The 17474-nt window shown below is 47.2% G+C and carries 20 protein-coding genes and 1 tRNA gene; 8 read left to right on the top strand and 13 right to left on the bottom strand.

The genetic code is table 11. From position 1 onward, the window contains the following. Positions 1 to 409 precede the first annotated feature (409 nt). Complete coding sequence (locus Q0986_RS08665) at positions 410 to 913, bottom strand: YHS domain-containing (seleno)protein (protein ID WP_299408058.1); 504 nt, start codon at positions 911 to 913, stop codon at positions 410 to 412. 260 nt (positions 914 to 1173) lie between these two features. Between Q0986_RS08665 and Q0986_RS08660 the strand changes: the two genes are divergently transcribed. Then, positions 1174 to 1767 carry a DNA-3-methyladenine glycosylase I gene (locus Q0986_RS08660; RefSeq protein WP_299408054.1) on the top strand — a complete coding sequence of 198 codons (594 nt, stop codon included), beginning with the start codon at positions 1174 to 1176 and terminating at the stop codon, positions 1765 to 1767. Between the two features lie 117 nt (positions 1768 to 1884). Here the strand turns inward: Q0986_RS08660 and Q0986_RS08655 are convergent, their stop codons facing one another. Both Q0986_RS08655 and Q0986_RS08650 read right to left on the bottom strand, forming a co-directional pair. Next, entirely contained in the window at positions 1885 to 3276 is a 1392-nt protein-coding gene (locus Q0986_RS08655) for an FAD-binding protein (RefSeq protein WP_299408051.1), read from the bottom strand. Positions 3277 to 3461: 185 nt separating this feature from the next. Next, a tRNA-Arg gene (locus Q0986_RS08650) sits at positions 3462 to 3535 on the bottom strand. Positions 3536 to 3627: 92 nt separating this feature from the next. On the opposite strand from Q0986_RS08650, the gene moaC reads away from it, so the two are divergent. Next, positions 3628 to 4128, top strand: coding sequence for a cyclic pyranopterin monophosphate synthase MoaC (gene moaC, locus Q0986_RS08645; RefSeq protein WP_299408048.1), 501 nt, complete (start codon positions 3628 to 3630; stop codon positions 4126 to 4128). A gap of 409 nt (positions 4129 to 4537) precedes the next feature. Beyond that, a complete protein-coding gene (locus tag Q0986_RS08640) occupies positions 4538 to 4915 on the top strand; it encodes an AbrB family transcriptional regulator (RefSeq protein WP_299408045.1) in 378 nt (125 codons plus the stop codon). 75 nt (positions 4916 to 4990) lie between these two features. Here the strand turns inward: Q0986_RS08640 and Q0986_RS08635 are convergent, their stop codons facing one another. From Q0986_RS08635 to Q0986_RS08610, 6 genes are all read right to left on the bottom strand, one after another. Continuing rightward, the gene (locus tag Q0986_RS08635) at positions 4991 to 5548 is read right to left on the bottom strand and encodes an SRPBCC family protein (protein ID WP_299408042.1); all 558 of its coding nucleotides are present in this window, start codon (positions 5546 to 5548) and stop codon (positions 4991 to 4993) included. A gap of 260 nt (positions 5549 to 5808) precedes the next feature. Further along, positions 5809 to 7164, bottom strand: coding sequence for a TRAP transporter large permease subunit (locus Q0986_RS08630; protein WP_299408035.1), 1356 nt, complete (start codon positions 7162 to 7164; stop codon positions 5809 to 5811). Next, a complete protein-coding gene (locus Q0986_RS08625) occupies positions 7154 to 7708 on the bottom strand; it encodes a TRAP transporter small permease subunit (protein WP_366918545.1) in 555 nt (184 codons plus the stop codon). Before Q0986_RS08625 ends, Q0986_RS08630 begins: the two co-directional genes overlap by 11 nt. 86 nt (positions 7709 to 7794) lie before the next feature. Next, positions 7795 to 8667: a M23 family metallopeptidase gene (locus tag Q0986_RS08620; RefSeq protein WP_299408019.1), complete on the bottom strand. Its 873-nt coding sequence runs from the start codon at positions 8665 to 8667 to the stop codon at positions 7795 to 7797. 76 nt (positions 8668 to 8743) lie between these two features. After that, positions 8744 to 9079, bottom strand: a complete 336-nt coding sequence (locus tag Q0986_RS08615) for a hypothetical protein (RefSeq protein WP_299408014.1) — start codon at positions 9077 to 9079, stop codon at positions 8744 to 8746. 156 nt (positions 9080 to 9235) lie between these two features. Further along, positions 9236 to 9451 carry an RNA chaperone Hfq gene (locus Q0986_RS08610; RefSeq protein WP_299408011.1) on the bottom strand — a complete coding sequence of 72 codons (216 nt, stop codon included), beginning with the start codon at positions 9449 to 9451 and terminating at the stop codon, positions 9236 to 9238. Positions 9452 to 9622: 171 nt separating this feature from the next. On the opposite strand from Q0986_RS08610, the gene dapF reads away from it, so the two are divergent. Then, positions 9623 to 10468, top strand: coding sequence for a diaminopimelate epimerase (gene dapF, locus Q0986_RS08605; RefSeq protein WP_299408008.1), 846 nt, complete (start codon positions 9623 to 9625; stop codon positions 10466 to 10468). Between the two features lie 91 nt (positions 10469 to 10559). On the opposite strand, the gene Q0986_RS08600 is transcribed toward dapF, so the two are convergent. After that, positions 10560 to 10889 (bottom strand): GNAT family N-acetyltransferase, encoded by a 330-nt coding sequence (locus Q0986_RS08600; protein WP_299408005.1) that lies wholly within the window; start codon positions 10887 to 10889, stop codon positions 10560 to 10562. A 152-nt stretch (positions 10890 to 11041) separates the two neighbouring features. Between Q0986_RS08600 and Q0986_RS08595 the strand changes: the two genes are divergently transcribed. Further along, positions 11042 to 11992, top strand: coding sequence for an ABC transporter ATP-binding protein (locus tag Q0986_RS08595; RefSeq protein ID WP_299408000.1), 951 nt, complete (start codon positions 11042 to 11044; stop codon positions 11990 to 11992). 15 nt (positions 11993 to 12007) lie between these two features. After that, positions 12008 to 13561 (top strand): hypothetical protein, encoded by a 1554-nt coding sequence (locus Q0986_RS08590; protein ID WP_299407997.1) that lies wholly within the window; start codon positions 12008 to 12010, stop codon positions 13559 to 13561. A gap of 29 nt (positions 13562 to 13590) precedes the next feature. Here Q0986_RS08590 and Q0986_RS08585 read toward each other — a convergent pair whose 3' ends face one another. From Q0986_RS08585 to Q0986_RS08575, 3 genes are read right to left on the bottom strand one after another with little or no spacing between them, the layout of a single operon-like run. Further along, a complete protein-coding gene (locus tag Q0986_RS08585) occupies positions 13591 to 14295 on the bottom strand; it encodes an isochorismate lyase (protein ID WP_299407994.1) in 705 nt (234 codons plus the stop codon). Continuing rightward, on the bottom strand, positions 14292 to 14921 hold the full coding sequence (locus tag Q0986_RS08580; RefSeq protein ID WP_299407989.1) for a class I SAM-dependent methyltransferase: 630 nt from the start codon (positions 14919 to 14921) through the stop codon (positions 14292 to 14294). The genes Q0986_RS08585 and Q0986_RS08580 overlap by 4 nt, the downstream gene beginning before the upstream one ends. Before the next feature lie 58 nt (positions 14922 to 14979). Next, positions 14980 to 15744 (bottom strand): Uma2 family endonuclease, encoded by a 765-nt coding sequence (locus Q0986_RS08575; protein ID WP_299407985.1) that lies wholly within the window; start codon positions 15742 to 15744, stop codon positions 14980 to 14982. A 199-nt stretch (positions 15745 to 15943) separates the two neighbouring features. On the opposite strand from Q0986_RS08575, the gene Q0986_RS08570 reads away from it, so the two are divergent. Together Q0986_RS08570 and Q0986_RS08565 are read left to right on the top strand one after the other, a co-directional pair. Then, positions 15944 to 16630 (top strand): ATP-dependent Clp protease proteolytic subunit, encoded by a 687-nt coding sequence (locus Q0986_RS08570; RefSeq protein ID WP_299407982.1) that lies wholly within the window; start codon positions 15944 to 15946, stop codon positions 16628 to 16630. A 43-nt stretch (positions 16631 to 16673) separates the two neighbouring features. Further along, the gene (locus tag Q0986_RS08565; RefSeq protein WP_299407978.1) at positions 16674 to 17270 is read left to right on the top strand and encodes an ATP-dependent Clp protease proteolytic subunit; all 597 of its coding nucleotides are present in this window, start codon (positions 16674 to 16676) and stop codon (positions 17268 to 17270) included. Positions 17271 to 17474: the final 204 nt, after the last annotated feature.

The raw sequence follows: 17474 nt of genomic DNA, 5'->3' as shown, positions 1-17474 counted from the left end.
GTTTCAGTTCTCAAAAACTCATCCATAACGGTCAGATCTACAATGGCAAGCAGACTATAACAGCAAAGCTAGCCACCTGTTGGTGGTAGCTCCAAAGCAAAATTTCATTCACCCAAATATCGTAGATGTTATGGATAAACTGATGTTTGAGTCAATAAGATGGGGCGGGCTTCCAGGAGTTTGTGATAGGGCTATTTTAAGTTGCCAGAGCTGATGCAAAAATGCTGGCCAATCGCTAGTCATCAAGGTGCCGACGAGGATTCAGGGATGCAAAAATGGGATCTCCAGAGTTTCTCTCGAGAATTTGAAGCCGCCTTGGGGTGGGTAACGTACCAGAGAGCTGTCGACAGGCGAGCCGCTCCTATGCAGCAAATGTAGGATCGAGACCTATAGCTGACTGAGCATCAAATCATCGTTGTAACACACCAGGCCAATTTTGGTCCGCTTCGGCAATATGACCTGGAATATCTGCTTCCCACTTTTTTTGGATATCAAGACTGTAATTGAGATACAGTTTGCCATCAACCACTTTCCATGCTTGGGGATCGATAGGGGCAGTTGTGCCTTCTTTAACCGCCCAAGCACAATAGCCACCATATTGGGGTGCATACTTTTTAGGATTGCTAGAGAAAGAATCTCGATTTTCAGCACTGGCAAACTGCCAAGTGGCACCTTGCCACTCATAGGAAAATTCGCTTTTTCCCTTGACTGGTCCACCGTCAGTAAAGTAAGCCACTGGATCATACCCGCGGATCGCGGCACCCTCTTCTGCAAAAATAGCGGGTTTAGCATTCGCTTGCCCCTGTTGAGGATCTCCTGATTGAGAGCCAGACTTTAAACCATCTGAACAACCCGTACTCAGTCCAAGTCCGAGTAATAACGCAGCTGACCAGAGTGCAAATTTAGAATTCATAGATCCACCTCATTGATTGCTCACAACAAACAGACGTAATGCAAAATTAGACTCTAAAGATAATACTGAGCCAATGATACTGAGAAGAGTGTGCATCCCCCCCTGAAAGAATTAAGTGACATTGACCGTTTATATCTGCCCTAGTTCTGTGAAAGTCTAGAAATCGGATTAGCGGGTATAGTGATTGGGCCTGTAGCTACCTGTACCATAATCCTTAGCATCCTGACCATAAGGTAATTATCATAGCTCCTGCAGATCAAATGCACCGTTGCTCCTGGGTAGATCTCAGTAAACCCGATTACATCCAATATCATGATCAGGAATGGGGGATTCCTATCTATGACGATCTGCATTTGTTTGAGCATTTAACTCTAGAGTCTTCCCAGGCAGGCTTGAGCTGGTATACCGTTCTTCGTAAACGTGAGAATTACCGAGTAGCGTTTGATCAGTTCAATCCCCAACGGATTGCTAACTATGATGAACAAAAAATAGAGGCCCTTATGGGTAATGCGGGAATTGTTCGCAACCGCAAAAAGATCGAAGCGATCATTGGCAATGCTCGTGTCTTTCTGCAAATTCAGTCAGAGTTTGACAGCTTCGCGACCTATAGCTGGCGTTTTGTTGGAGGACAGCCCATTATCCATACACGGAGTGAATCGGATCAATGGCCCACGACTAGTCCAGAGTCTGATGCGATGAGCCAGGATCTTCGACAGCGTGGCTTTAAGTTTTTCGGCTCAACGATCTGCTATGCCCATATGCAAGCAACGGGGATGGTGAATGACCATAGTCTGGAGTGTTTTCGCCGCCAGGAGATTATTGATGCTTATGCTTCACGTCCGGCATTGGCATAGGAATGGGTGATATTCCAAGCTTTATCTATGCAGAAGTCAATACAGCAATCTCCAGGAGACTGAAGATCATCTTGTTTCGATTTCTGCTAAAAATATCGGGAATTTCTATAAATACAACTAAAATTTAATTCCCCCTAGATTGGGTTGTAGTAAGTTGGATGGATTGTACTTTGCCCGTAGATTACTAAACTCTTTCAGATCATCTAGATTGATATTCTGAATGACTTCGGGTTTTAAGATGGTTTTCCCCCAATGGGGGCGAATCTTGAACTTCTGAGCCACCTTATCTTGCACCTGCTCCGCTAGTTCTAAGTCAGTTTTGCTAAAGAACAAATCAACGGCATAGGAGTCCTGCTTATAGTTCCCAGCCATTGCACATTTTTGGGATTGCCCGACGTAGCGAACACCAATTGAATTTTTAAAGTACTGCTGAGGATTGGCTTGTTTCATCTTCTGAGCTAACTCGAACAGAAATAAGAGTAGATCAGGCAAATCTGCTTTGGGGATAAAGACTGCAACGTTATAAGCGGTATAGGTACTACTCAATATCCGTTGGGGGATAGAAGGATTGCGCTCACTTTCTAGCATCGGATGGTAATCATAGAGGTAGTCCAAATCATCTGGACTCGTAACAATTACCTCCGGTTCAACGCTGGGAGCAAATCGACCAATCAGCATTTGTAGAAACTCCTGAAAGATCGGTAACTGCGCATTAAGCTTCCATACAAAGGTGATAATGACCCAAGAAATAGCGGTGACAAATGCATTGGCCCTATTGACCGGGGCTGGTTCTTTATACTGATCCAGCTTGTCTAAGGAAATGAAACCGATAAATGGATCTGCCTTGTCACTGTAGGGAAACATCGTCATTGCATGGGCTTTATTGCCATACTGTGCCAATGTTTGCGGCAGTTGACTCAACTGGAATATCTGCTGAGTCACTTCAAACTGCTCGTTCTTTTTTGTTCTAAGAGTAAGGCTAACGATCACTCCCAAATATCCCAAGCTAACTCTGACATATTTCAGAACGTTTCCATGTTCCTGTTCCGTTAGCGTGTGAGGACAACCGTCTTCATCCAGGAGAGTTACAGCAGTGATGCTATCAGCCATAATGACATCCTCAACACCATACCCGTGGGTACCTGTCACGAGTGCGCCGACGACTCGTTGCTGCATAAAATTGCCACTGCTGATGAGTTGCCTGCCTAGAGGCTGGAGAAATCGTTTTAATTCTTCAATCGTGACTGCGGCTTCAACGGTTACTTCTTGGGTGTCGTAGTTATAGGCAATGTTTTTCAGATCATTGCTATCAAAAATGACTGCAACGTTATCATCGACGAGCTGAATGCCGTTATAAGAGTGGGATGACCCTACAAAGTTATAGGGTTTACCTTTACTTTTAAGGTCTTGCAGTAAGGATTGCAGCAGGGTGAGTGTTCGAGGGGAAGTGCGCGATTCAGGTTTAGACTTACGGATCTTCAACCAAGAAAAAAGATAGTTAATCTCCATTGGCCACTCTCTATTGAAAGATAGGGTTTCTGCGATGCTGATAGGGCAATCACCTAACTCTAGGCATACTTTTACTCTTCTATAGAAATAGAGAAGTTTGCGCCAAAAGCAATAAATCTTTAGTGCAAATGCAAACCCCACACGGGCCTGGCCCATCTGGGGATACTGACTATTCAAGGGAAAAACGGGCTAGGAGGGATTCGAACCCCCGACACCGTGGTCCGTAGCCACGTGCTCTAGTCCACTGAGCTACAAGCCCCTAAGGGATTATCATCTTACCATAGCCTCACGGTATCGCAATAACGACCTGACTAGGCTAACCATCGTTGGCTCTACTTCCGATTTTTTGTTATGTCAAATCAGCATTCCGGCCTGACCCATCTTGACCCGCAAGGGGAAGCCCAAATGGTAGATATCTCAAACAAATCTGCAACGGTGAGGGAAGCCACTGCAGTAGGGCAGGTACGGATGCATTCAGATACGTTTACTGCCATCCAAGCGGGTAATGCCTCAAAAGGAGACGTTTTAGGGGTTGCACGGTTAGCTGGAATTATGGCTGCCAAACAAACAGCAAACCTGATCCCCCTTTGTCATCCATTGCCAATGAGCAAGATAGAAGTGGTCATTCAACCCCAATCTGCTCTCCCTGGATACAGGATCGAAGCAACCGTAAAAACTCAAGCGGCAACCGGTGTGGAAATGGAGGCCTTAACAGCCGTGTCTATTTCAGCCTTAACACTGTATGACATGGCTAAGGCTTTGGATAAGTCTATATCTATCGACCATATTCACTTAGTTAAAAAGATGGGTGGCAAGTCCGGCCATTGGCAGGCTGAGATATCTGGAGAGTAAGCGTGCCGGACAATAATGACGATCTCAGAAAGGATGAGGATAGAACGGTAACTCCAAAATTGTGCAAGCCTTTAATGTCTTTAGGCCGCGGTGGTAGTTGCTATCGATTCCTTGCCAACGGCCAATCCCCGGCACGAGAGAGCGGTGTATGACTGCAATGATTATGGTGATGCGATGCAAGTTTGGGAAATATAGAATCTGAAATTAAAACTAAGGAACTACCAGAAGTTTGGCACTAAGTTTCTAACAGCTTCACATGGGCTATTCTGCTTGGGCCTTCTGCTGTAAAAATTCAATATATAGCATTTCTGCTTAGGCTAATGGGCTGAGTTATCCACTAAACACAAATAAAACAAAATATGCAACTATCTAGTAGTAACAGTGATACTGCTAAAGAGATTTTTAACTTATGCCTAAAAAGAAGAGACAACCTAAACCCTTGACAGGAAAAGACTTAGTCGCAAAAGTAAAACAGCTGAGTGACTGCACTCGCGAGGAAAAGGCTAAGGCTTGTGGATACATTTCTTTAGAAAGGAATGGCTCAGAACGGATCAAAACTATTGCCTTTCTCAATGCCCTACTGGATGCAGAAGGGATTGATTTAGATGGTCAATCCTCTAATGGAAATGGCCGAGGAGGACGTAAACCCAGTTATAGAGTTAGTGTCCAGTCCAATGGCAATATCTTGGTGGGTCGGACTTATACTCAAACGTTGGATCTTGAACCTGGAGATGAATTTGAAATCTCTGTGGGGCGCAAACATATTCGTCTCAACAAGATTGCTTAAAGCCGCTGATCAAACAAGGAACTCCCCTGCTGTTATGCAAGGGAGTTCTAAACTCAGAATTGTAGTCTCTAAACCTTAGCTACAGAGTGCTTGACGCATATGCTTCATATTTCCCGGCAGATCGGCACGGATCGCTTCTTGGATAAAGATAGAAGGCATGGGAATTAGTGGTGTAGCGGCAACGGAATAAGTGAGAATCGTGCCTTCTCCACAGTCCTGCAATGTCAGATCAGCAGAAAAGTCGCTAAAGCTGCCTTGTTCCAGCGAAAATTTGATGTGTTCTTGAAACCGTTCCGACACTCTCAAAAAGATTTCCACATCAACGGAAAGTAAGAAAAACGTTTTGCGTGCGGCTTGATAGAGACGGTGGGTTTGCTCTGCTGTTTGAGAGGCATGTTCCAGCACTTCGCTTTTGACAATATCAGGAAAGAATCGAACCCAGCGGCTGTAGTTAGTGAGTTGAGACCAAATCTGAGATCGCACCCGAGGCAGATACATCGTTGCCGTCACAGCACCGCCCCAATTTGTGTGAGAGCGTACATCTAGCAGGATTTCACCTTGGAGCAAATCAACCATTTGTGTTGGAGGAAAGGGAGCTAGAGTTGGGTACTCAGTCGAGGATACAGCACTCATAACAGAATCGCTATCTAACAGACTTGTTAAACTTCCATTGGAGGAATAACAGTTAGGGCTATGATAGCTCCATTTGTTACAAAATGTGTATTTAAAGGCACAAATAATCTCAAGGAAGTTGTTAAGTTATCTGAGCATGGCGTTATAAATACGCACGTGGTACCACTCATTTTCTCCTAGTATTCCCCGGACTCTTTTGGGGTCTATCAGGAGGTGTCAAGATGGTGCTCTCTTCTCCCCAACCTGCTACTGCCAAGATGCTAAGGCGCAGATTTCAACGACGGTAAAAAGCTAACAATTTCGGGAAATTGAACCAGGATCACCAAAACAATCAGCTGCAGGATAATAAAGGGGATTGCACCGCGATAAATGTCTGATGTTTTGATCTCTGGTGGAGCGACTCCTCTTAGATAGAACAAAGCAAAGCCAAAGGGAGGGGTTAAAAAGGATGTCTGTAAATTGACCCCCAACAAAATGCCATACCACAGCAAGTCCATCTCTAACGCTTGGGCAATAGGCCGAAAAATCGGCACCACAATAAAGGCAATTTGAAAAAAGTCGATAAAGAAACCCAGCAAAAATACCGTCAGCATACTGACGAGTAAGAAGCTGAGTTTGCCACCAGGTAGATTTTGCAATGTATCGGCAACGAGGATATTCCCGCCCAAACCAATAAATACCAAGCTAAAGGCCCGAGAACCGATCAAAATCAGCATCACCATACTGGTGATTCGAAGGGTAGACTCTGACACTTCAAAGAGCCGCTTTAAGGAAAATTGGCCGTTGGCCCCGGCCAAAATAATCGCCCCTAAAGCGCCTAAGGCCCCTGCTTCTGTGGGCGTTGCAATTCCCCAAAAGATACTGCCCAACACCAAAAAAATGAGCGCGAGAGGCGGAATCAGAACCTTGACCACCCGAATCGCCAGCTCTGTTCCTTTGATCTCTCGTACAGAAAGGGGCAAGGCTGGGGCAGCTTCTGGTTTAAAGATGGCAACCAGAATGATATGTAGGGCAAACATTCCGGCAATCATCAAACCGGGAATCAAAGCCCCCAGAAATAAATCCCCCACGGGTACGCCGAGTTGATCGCCTAACACGACCAGCACCACGCTGGGAGGGATAATTTGCCCCAAGGTTCCAGAGGCAACAATCACCCCAGCAGTCAGCTCCTTGCTGTAGTTATAGCGCAGCATAACCGGCAGCGAGATCAAGCCCATGGCAACGACAGAAGCGGCGACAACACCCGTCGTCGCTGCCAGCAATGCCCCCACAAACACCACGGCTAAAGCCAAGCCGCCGCGAATCGGGCCGAAGAGAATGCCAATGGTTTCTAGGAGTTTCTCGGCCAAACCCGATTTCTCGAGCATGGCCCCCATAAAAATAAAGAAGGGAATTGCCAGTAGCGTATAGCTCAGCATGGTGTTAAAAATTTGCTGAGGCATACTGGCCAGCAAATTGGGATCGACAAAGATTTCTGGATCGACCCAACTGATCGCGGTGGGTAACACACTGAATAACAGCGCTACGCCCCCCAAGGTAAAGGCCACCGGATACCCTGCTGACAGCAAGACTAAGGCGACCACAAACATGGCAATGCTCAGCCAATCATAGTCCATGGTCGGTTTCTCCTTCTTGGCCTAAGCTGAGCCGCTTCAGTTTGACCCCATTTTTGATGGCTTCTGAAATTCCTTGGAGCAACAGCAAGACAAAGAATACACAGACAACCGATTTAATGGGATAGCGAGGTAGTCCACCGGCATTCGGAGAGACTTCCCAAACGGCCCAAGAATCGATGATCGGGGACCATACATAGTAAATCATCAGGCTACAAAAGGGGATCACGAACAGTAATGCCCCTAAGAAATTGACCCAAGTTTGTCGTTTGGGAGACCAACGATCATAAAACGCATCGACTCGCACATGGCCATTGTGCTTGAAGGTGTAGGCGGCCCCCAACAAAAAGATGAGGGCAAATAAATAGGCTTGTCCTTCAATCAGAGAATTGGAGCTGAGATTTTGGCCAATCAAATTGCCGATTTTCCGCCCCAAGGTATTCCAAACCCCGATCAGTACCATTAATGGGATCAACAGAACAGTGAACCGCCCCACCCCCTCGTTGATGCGATCAATGATCTGGGATAGTCGCAATAGTTTTTGCAATCTTCTAGGGGCCTCCACAATTCATCTGAGACTTATCCTCTCAGATCACGGCCCTTCCATAGAATATGAGCGACCACAACGGGTGGTTATTGAAACCCCCACTTCAGCCATGGCGTTGGATCCACGGCTTGGCCATTCACATTTAAACCAAAGTGGAGATGAGGACCCGTCGAGGCCCCAGTAGAACCGACCGTGCCAATGATTTGGCCTGCACGTACCCTCTGGCCTTCTTGCACGTTGATATTCCGTAAATGCAAATAGACTGTATTTACCCCTTGACCGTGGTCAATACCCACAATGTTGCCATGCAGTCGAAAGCCCTTTGATTCACGTCCAACCAGTCGGACCTGTCCTGCAGCTGAAGCTTTAACTGGAGAGCCACCCCAACCGGCATAGTCTAATCCTCGATGATAATCAGGATCAGAGTAATCGCCATTATAAATTCGCTTGATACCATACCCAGCGGTGAGGGGGCCATTATTGGGACGTAGGAACTTGCCGCTCCAGAGTTTTTGGGGAGAGACAATTGCTTTGAAGGCATCCACTCGATCAAATTCAAAGTCTGTGCCTGACCCTTTACCCGGGGGTAACCAAATGCTCTGGGTCGGGAACCATTTTTTACCAATCCACAGCATCATATTGCGAGTTTGTTGATTCCCGGTGACGACTAAGCTCCGACGACCATGTTTTTCTAAGGGAATGGTTGGCAATAAGGCTCGCCAACGGTTCGTCGCAATCCGGTAGGTGGGGATCTTTTTGCCAGCCACTTTAACGATGGGCGCTTGAGTCAGCTGCTCTCCTGGATCAGGCTTGACGGTAATGGCTAGGGTATCCCCTAATTTCGGGCTTTTAGGCGAAACACTGACTTCCAGTGCTGTAGCGGGTGTAGCTCCAACATAGGATCCGCCAACCACGGCTAGGAGCAAGGCACTGAACAAGCGAATATTGTGATGAGTCATGTAGAGATAAACAGAAGCGATTCATAATCTTATTGTCTCAAGAATCGGCGTCAGAGTTCCAAGCTGATATGTCTGTTTAACCAATCCAGTTGACGCTGTCCCGACTAGAAGACGCAGCCGTTTGCGCAGCAGCCATACCCGATCTAGGTCGGTGGCGTCGCGTCATACAGTCCTGCATGCTATCAGACACTGAGGGGGATCGCTCTGGCAAGACCACTCTGTTCATAATGAATTCGACGGTTTGCTCTTTCACCCACCCTCTAGCGACTACAATTTCTCCAAAGGGCATGGATGTCACTTTTTGATCGGCCAGGGCAACGCCCACTTGGGCATCCGTGAGCAAACCTGCTTCCACTAAATAGGCTCCCAAGGGCTGAGATTGGTAGGCTTGTGAATGGATAAAACCTTGCATGATGATACTCTCACTTACTCAACGTCAAATAAATTGTCGTCACAAAATAGCCGTTAATGACTGATTTTGCATTCAGAAAGTACGAAAATCATAACACAAGGCACAATTTGGCTGATTGCCGCCCGCAGAGTCTCAATTCTGTCATGAAGCTCTAGGCTAGGGTTTAGGCTTGAGGAACACAATTGCCTGTTTCCAAACAAGGGTGGGCTGGTCGTAGTGATCCAGTAAGCATATGCAAAAATTGTCCTGCCAACGTACCTTGCCGACGAGCAAATCATTGGTGATCAATTTAATTTCAACTTCAGACTCTTCTTGGATTAAGGTCTGAAGCTGGCGAAAACTAGGCAGTTTGACATCAAGTTCAGTTGACATTATTTTCGTCGCAGGATGGATAAAAGGACAAATGAAAACTAGGCACAATTGATGCCTGGAGCCATTATAGTGACGATTCTGATGGCGATGATCTGGGTAATAGTGTCAGCCGCACTTGCTCTCAATGCCGCAGTAGTATGGAGAAGCGCTGTTGTTGTCTAAGGAATATTCATGCGGGTCGAGTTTACAAAATATCAAGGATTGGGCAATGATTTTATCCTCATCGATAATCGTCACCAAGCTCAACCTTGTTTGACGCCAGAACAAGCGGTACGGATGTGCGATCGCAACTTTGGTATCGGTGCGGATGGCGTAATCTTTGCCTTACCTGCGCAAGGCGATACCGACTACACCATGCGGATTTACAACTCGGATGGGTCGGAACCCGAAATGTGTGGGAATGGCATTCGCTGCCTGGCTCGCTTTTTAGCCGATTTAGAAGGCCAAACACAGGCAGCACTCACTTACCGTATCCATACCTTAGCGGGGACGATTACGCCTAGCCTGCAGCCAGATGGTCTGGTACAGGTGGATATGGGGCCACCCTATCTTGTGCCTGCGGACATTCCCACCACCTTAGGCCAAGGCACCGATCCGGTGGTCAATCAGCCCTTGGACGTGGGGGGACAAACCTGGTTAGTTACCTGTGTCAGCATGGGTAACCCCCACTGCATTACCTTTGTGGAGGATCTAGACGCCCTTGATTTTCAAACCATTGGCCCTCAGTTTGAGCATCACCCTGCCTTTCCTCAACGCATTAATACGGAGTTTATTCAAGTGATGCGTCCTGACTATCTGAAGATGTTGGTGTGGGAACGCGGCGCAGGCCCGACGCTCGCCTGCGGAACCGGAGCATGCGCCGTGCTGGTGGCTGGCGTTCTGACAGGTAAAAGCCAATCGGCTGCTACCATCGAGCTTCCAGGTGGCCCCTTGAAAATTAAGTGGGAAGGTGGACAGCAGTCTGTCTATATGACAGGACCAGCGGAACGAGTCTTTGCAGGTACCTTAGATCTTTGACGCACTCATTATTGACTCTCCCACAGAACTCTTAGACCCGCTCTAGCCGGGAAAATCTTATTGCTGCGACTCCCCTTACCCAAGACAAGAGCTATAAATTTATCCGAAACTCAACACCATGCTTTGTAAAGCCCAAACGTTGGTAGAGTGCATGGACTTTGGGCCTGGACTCGCGGCTTGTGGCAATGAGTTTATAACAGTTGGCATCTTGGGCTAGTTTGATCACTTGACGAACGAGTTCCGAGCCGAGCCCTTGCCCTCTAAAGGCTTCATTGATATAAACATCCTCCATTAAGGCGAAGGGTTGTTGATGCAAATCATTGTGCATGATGTAGACAAACGCTCGCCCTACTTCAATGCCATCCTCTTGCCATGAAATACGGATTCCTTTTGCCTCAACCGTTCTAGTTTCAAGTGTCATACTCTGAAGCTGTATAGGAACGATAGCTGCTGGCCTTAAATCATAACGGTTTGCAGGACAACAGACGTGACCAATATCACGCTTAAGATTACGATTCTCAGAGAGGATGGCATCATGACATTATTCTCCTACTCGCAAAGGTCAGTGTTTAAATGACCCCTCCTCCAGTCATTGCCACACAGCAATTGACCAAACAATTTGGTGACAGCATTGCCGTTCACCAAGTCGATCTACAAGTCCAGCAAGGCGAAATTTATGGACTTATTGGTCCGAATGGCGCTGGCAAAACAACGCTGATTCGGATGTTAGCGACTGCTGAAGAACCCACCTTAGGTAGCATTGCGATTGGTGGACAAACCCTTATCCAAAATCAACCCAATCCAGATATTAAGCGGCGGATTGGCTTCCTGCCAGATGATTTCCCGCTCTACGACGACTTATTAGTGTGGGACTACCTGGATTATTTCGCTCGGCTTTATTATCTACACGAACCTGAACTGAGCCAGCGCTTGCATGAAATTTTGGCATTAGTCGATTTAGAGAATAAACGCTACAGTCCGATTAGTACCCTGTCACGAGGGATGAAGCAGCGGCTCAGCCTGGCCCGGACCATTATTCATAAACCCACCTTATTGTTGCTGGATGAACCTGTCTCCGGCTTAGATCCCGTGGCTAGGGTGCAGTTTCGTCAAACCTTAAAGACCCTGCAACAGCAAGGACTGACGATTTTTATCTCTTCCCACATCCTCAGCGACTTGGAGGATTTTTGTACCTCTATCGGCATTATGCAGATGGGGCAATTGGTCGAGAGTTCCGAGTTGCGGGCCTTGTACAACCGGGATCAGACTCAGCAACTGATTATTTCGACGATGGCTGATTTAGCACCAGTTGAGGTGTTTCTGCAAAACCATGCGTTGGTGCATGACTGCAAAGTCTTACCGGATAAACATCAAATTGCGGTCACCTTTACGGGCACAGAGGGTGACATCGTTGCCTTGTTGCGATCTCTCATTTCCCAAAACTTCCCGATCATCGATTTCCACCGTACTCAAGAGAGCCTAGAAGATATCTTTATCAAAATGGGCTATCGGCAAACTTCATAACTGTCTGGTTCCGTCATGACATCCACCTTTACCAATCAAATCGGCAATTGGAATCCCCAATTGCTGCGAGAATTTCGAGGCCGCTTAAAACCCCGAAGTCTGGCGGCAGCGATTGTCATTTCTCTCATTGGTCAAACGCTATTGGGCCTAGGCTTTTCCCAACAAACCTACAATCCTGTGATTGAGCGCTGGGCGGGTTTAGCTGAAACAATGACTTGGATCATACCCTATGCGTTATTCACCGCAGGCAGCTACTACTTGGTCAGCGATTTAAATCAAGAAGAAAAACGCGGTACGCTCAATTTTATTCGACTCAGCCCTCGCCCTAGCCAAGATATTTTGTTAGGCAAAATGTTGGGAGTGCCTATTCTGCCTTACATCGCGATTGGGCTAGCCATTCCTTTGCATCTCCTTGCCAGCTTCCAGTCGGGGATGCCCTTTTTATTCCTAATCAGCTACTATCTAACGCTGGCAATCGGAAGTTTTGCTTGGTTTAGTCTAGCGATTTTGTACGGATTACTCAGCAGCTCTCGTACGCTTGCCGTTGGACAACAGTCTGTAATGGCTGTCGCATTTGCAGGTTTAACACTTTTTTTCCTGTCCCCCCTCTACTTTGTCTGGAATTTCGCGGTCACTTGGCAGCCATTGGGGTTCGATGTATGGTCTGCTCAATGGGATTCCTATCGATCTGCTCCTTCAAATCGCAATGTCCCCATTCAGTGGTTTGGGCAAGCAATTAACCAGTCGATATGGCAGTCGCAAGGGTTTACGCTGATTGTTTTGGTGATTGCTACAGTCTTGATTTGGTTAATGCTAGTCCGCCTCTTTCGCAATCCCAACACAACCATCATGAGTAAATGGCAAAGTTACGCCATTGTGTCTTTTTTAGAAGCATTAATAATTGGTTTCTTCGTCGTTACGTCCGAACAAGGAGATTTCGCAGAGATATCTGCAGTGACAGGCTCATGGCTGCTGTATGCGTTTAACGTTGGCCTGACGATCGTGATTATGCTGGCTCTCTGTCCCCAACGAGCGTCTCTCCTCGATTGGTTGCGATTCCAAAAGCATCCTCAGGGGATTTTGCGGGATTTAGTCTGGGCCGATAAAAGTCCGGCGATTGTTGCGATCGCAATCAATCTTGTCATTATCAATGCCCTCTATGTCCCCTGGATGTTCTTAGTGGGAGTTGGTAAGGAGAACCCCAGCGTTGCAGCCATTATCGTGCTCTCGATGACCGGCGTATTGCTGATCTATACCACCGTCGTCCAGCAGATTCTCGCACTCAGAATCCGCAACCCCTACACCTGGAGCATGGGAGGACTGGGGCTTTGGATGTTGGTGCCCCCGATCATGTTGGCGATCTTACAAATTGTTCCCGATGAGATGCCTGCTTCGATGATGATTTGGACCTTTTTGGGCTATCCTTTCAGTGATTTTGGGAAACCCATATTAATCAGCAGTGCCCTCGTGGGATTGGTGGCCCAGCTTTGTGTGATTGTGCTGCTAGTATGGCAGTTCCAAAATCATCTCCGCACTCTGTCCAGATCGCAGTCGAGCATGATTGGATAAACGCCAGACTCTCTGACCAGGGACAAGCTCTATTGCGAGGATCGCCAATGGGCCAGCTCAGACTTAATAAAATAGTCCACTAAGTCTCGATAGAGCTTTTCAACCACATCGGGATCTAAACCCGCTGCTTCAGCCCATTGTCGACGCTGTTGCAGCATCATTTTTAAGCGCTCAGGCGCTTGAACACTTTGGGTATCGGCTTTAAACTGGGCAGCCGCTTTCACATACTCAAAGCGTTGACCTAACAACTCAATCACCTGAGCATCAATTTGGTCAATTGCCCTACGAATATCGGTCATATCACGACAGTTCTGAGCATTCACCCGCGACGCTGTAGAGCTATCCATAGAAAAAATCGCATCTGCTTCAATTTCAATCAGCATGGCCGGATCAATCAAAGCACTGACTTGAACCATCGACGTGGCAGGAGGATGAGACCCAAAAAATTCTTGGTGAGCCTGTGCAAACAACTCCCATTGGGCAATGTCAGTGACAAACATGCGGGTTCGCACAACAGCATGCGTATCCGCTCCAAGCCGTTGCAAAGCAGTTTGGATAATCTCTAAGCATCGTTTGGCTTGAGCATACCCCTCCGCAGAGACCACCTGTCCTTCAGCATCCACCGGAGCGGTTCCCGAAACATAAATCTGGTTACCGACCCGGATTGCCCGGCAGTAGCCCACCTGTGCTTCCCACGGAGTTCCAGAACCCACTCGTTGAACAGCCTGTGTCATAGCGGTTTCACCCCAATCAGCAACGCCATCTCTAGCCACTTCCAATAACAGTCCACATCTTCAAAACCAATTTCTCTCAACCAACTCAGTTGCGTTTCTACATCCAGCAGTTGATTAGAGGGATCATCGTCTTCCAGTGCAATTCCAAGCGCCTGCAAAAATTGCTGATGCAGTTTGGGGGTAGGCGAGGCAACATGTTCTAGATTGCAAAAAACACCTCCAGGCTTTAGCAACTCAAACACTTCTTGGTATAGAGTGCGTTTACGCGGGTGGGCGAGATGGTGAATGGCAAAACTAGAGACAATCCCATCAACCTGACCTAATGGAGGTAATGGCTCATCCATATTGTGGTCCACAACGGTAACTTGGGAATCCTCTGCAAATCGTTGCCGTACGGCAGCCAACATTGTTGGCGAAAAATCCATCGCTATCCCGTCTACATGGGGACGATCAATCTTTAGAAGCGTCAGCAATCGGCCATCCCCTGTTCCCAAATCCAGAATTCGCTGAGCAGACTGCGGAACATGCTCAAGCAGAACAGCCTCTCCTTCTGTGCGATGGGGAAATTGATCGGCTCTCGCTAGATAACCCAGCACATGCTCGGCAGACGTCCATTGATTCACCATATCCATCCCTTAGACCACTCAATGACCCGACAAAGGATTTGAAAAAGTTAAAGACCAATCAGCTCATTGATTCGTCTATATCCGTTTCCATTGCTTTCAACTTTGCCATCAACGCTTGTACTTGCATTTCAGCTTGTTCTGCTCGTTGTCTCTCTTGTTCAGCCCGTTGCTGTTCTTTTTCTGCTCGTTGTCTCTCTTGTTCTAGCTGGGTCTCCACATCCTGACGCGCCTTTACTTCAGTCTGCAGCGCTTCTACTAATTCATCAGGCGCTAATAATTTCTCGCCGTCTTCTCGATAAAATCCAATTCGTGTGTCATCCACTTGTAACCGCAACTTTAGGGGCAGACTACAACCATCCATAATGGGTTCGTACTGTTCACCCCTTAAACGGTAACCCCGCAGTTTTTCGGCGATCCATTCCCCTTTAGGGTCAAACAGCCAGTATTCCTGCACCTCCATCTGCTCATAAAGGGTTTTTTTATGGCTTTGATCTTGATTTTGTGTTCCTTCAGAGGTGATTTCGAAAATAACCGATGGGACTGAACCTTCTTCCCAAATTTTGTAGTTGTCACGAGGTCCTGGAGGGACATCCCAGATGGCCATAATATCGGGAGCGACTCTTAGTTTGGGATAGCCCTGAGCATAGTAGAGAAATTGATCAGCCAAGACAATTGCCCGTTGTGAGGCAAGATGTTGCCGCAGCGTAACGACAGCATGAATGATGGCATCCACATGAACTGAAGTTTCGGCCAACGGTTCTCCATCAGAGCTAGGGTAAATAATCTCTGCTTCGGCGGCAGAAGGCTGGGCAAGAACCATCATCAATTGCTCCACTGGTGAGGTAGTTACAGTCTAGCCAGTTTCCTTCTGCATCGAAATTCCGCTAATAAAGTGATACGCGGGCCATTGACTTGGGAACAATTTCTCGGACAAATCCGTATGTACGGTCTTTCCCCCAATTCTAGCGGCAGAAAATTGCTACAGTGTAACAGTATTGTCACCTTTAGGTAGTTGTCAGGCAATGGAGTCAAGGATTCAAGCAGTTCAAGCCCCCTATGGTGGAGGCGGTGACGCCTATTACCGCACCCCACCCCCAGATTTAGAATCTCTATTGCTAAAAGAGCGAATTGTTTATTTGGGAATGCCGCTATTTTCCTCGGACGATATCAAACGTCAGGTTGGCTTTGATGTGACCGAGTTGATTATTGCCCAACTTTTGTTTCTACAATTCGACGATCCTGATAAACCTATTTTTTTCTACATCAACTCTACAGGCACCTCCTGGTATGGCGGAGATGCAATTGGATTTGAAACGGAAGCCTTTGCGATTTGCGACACCATGTCGTACATCAAACCCCCAGTTCACACCATTTGTATTGGTCAAGCAATGGGGACTGCGGCCATGATTCTGTCAGCTGGGACCAAAGGGTATCGAGCTAGCCTTGGTCATGCAACGATCGTGCTTAATCAGGCGCGCAGTGGTGCCCAAGGGCAAGCCTCTGACATCCAAATTCGGGCACAGGAAGTGATTGCGAATAAAACCACGATGTTAGACATCTTGGAGAAGAACACCGGACAAACGGCCGAGAAGATTGCCAAAGATATGGACCGGATGTTTTATCTATCTCCCGAAGAAGCGAAAGACTATGGGTTGATTGATCGCGTTTTGACCAGTCAAAAAGACTTACCCGCACCCATGCCCGTTTAAAAATTGAGTCAACCTGAGTAGTAGCAAAAGAGAGTTTTCGACTATGCCTATTGGTGTTCCTAGCGTTCCCTATCGTATCCCTGGCAGCCCTTATGAGCGATGGGTAGATATATACACTCGCCTAAGCCAGGAGAGAATTATTTTTCTAGGCCAGGAAGTGACCGATGGCCTAGCCAATCGGATCGTGGCGTTTCTCCTGTACTTGGATTCTGAAGATCCCAGTAAGCCGATCTCTATCTATATCAATTCACCGGGTGGTTCAGTGACCGCTGGATTGGCTATCTATGACACCATGCAGCACATTAAGTCAGAAGTAGTGACGATTTGTGTTGGCTTAGCTGCATCGATGGGATCATTTCTACTGGCTGCGGGGTCTCCGGGTAAGCGTTTAGCACTCCCCCACTCCCGAATCATGATTCACCAACCCTCTGGTGGTGCCCGTGGACAGGCTTCTGATATCGAAATTGAAGCCAAGGAAATTATTCGTGTGCGTCAGCAGTTGAATAGCATCTACTCAGCGAGAACAGGGCAACCCCTAGAAAAAATTGAAAAAGATATGGATCGCGATTTCTTTATGTCTGCACATGAAGCCTTAGAGTATGGCCTTATTGACCAAGTGATTGAAGAAAGACCTGCTTAGTTGCATATATGGGTTTTGATACAAGCGATCAATCCAGGCTGACAGCCCCCTATTTCTCAGAACTGTCAGCCTTAGTAATACCCAATAATAGCTGAATGGATCAGAGCTATCGGTGACTAAGATACACACTATTGCTCTTTGGCGGCCAGCATCCGTACATCTGTTCAAGCAGGTATCAAACAGCTCCCAACTAAGCGGGTGAAA

The sequence above is a fragment of the Acaryochloris sp. IP29b_bin.148 genome (genome assembly GCF_028285565.1).
Classification (GTDB): Bacteria; Cyanobacteriota; Cyanobacteriia; order Thermosynechococcales; family Thermosynechococcaceae; genus Acaryochloris.
This window is presented reverse-complemented; position numbering and strand designations above follow the sequence as displayed.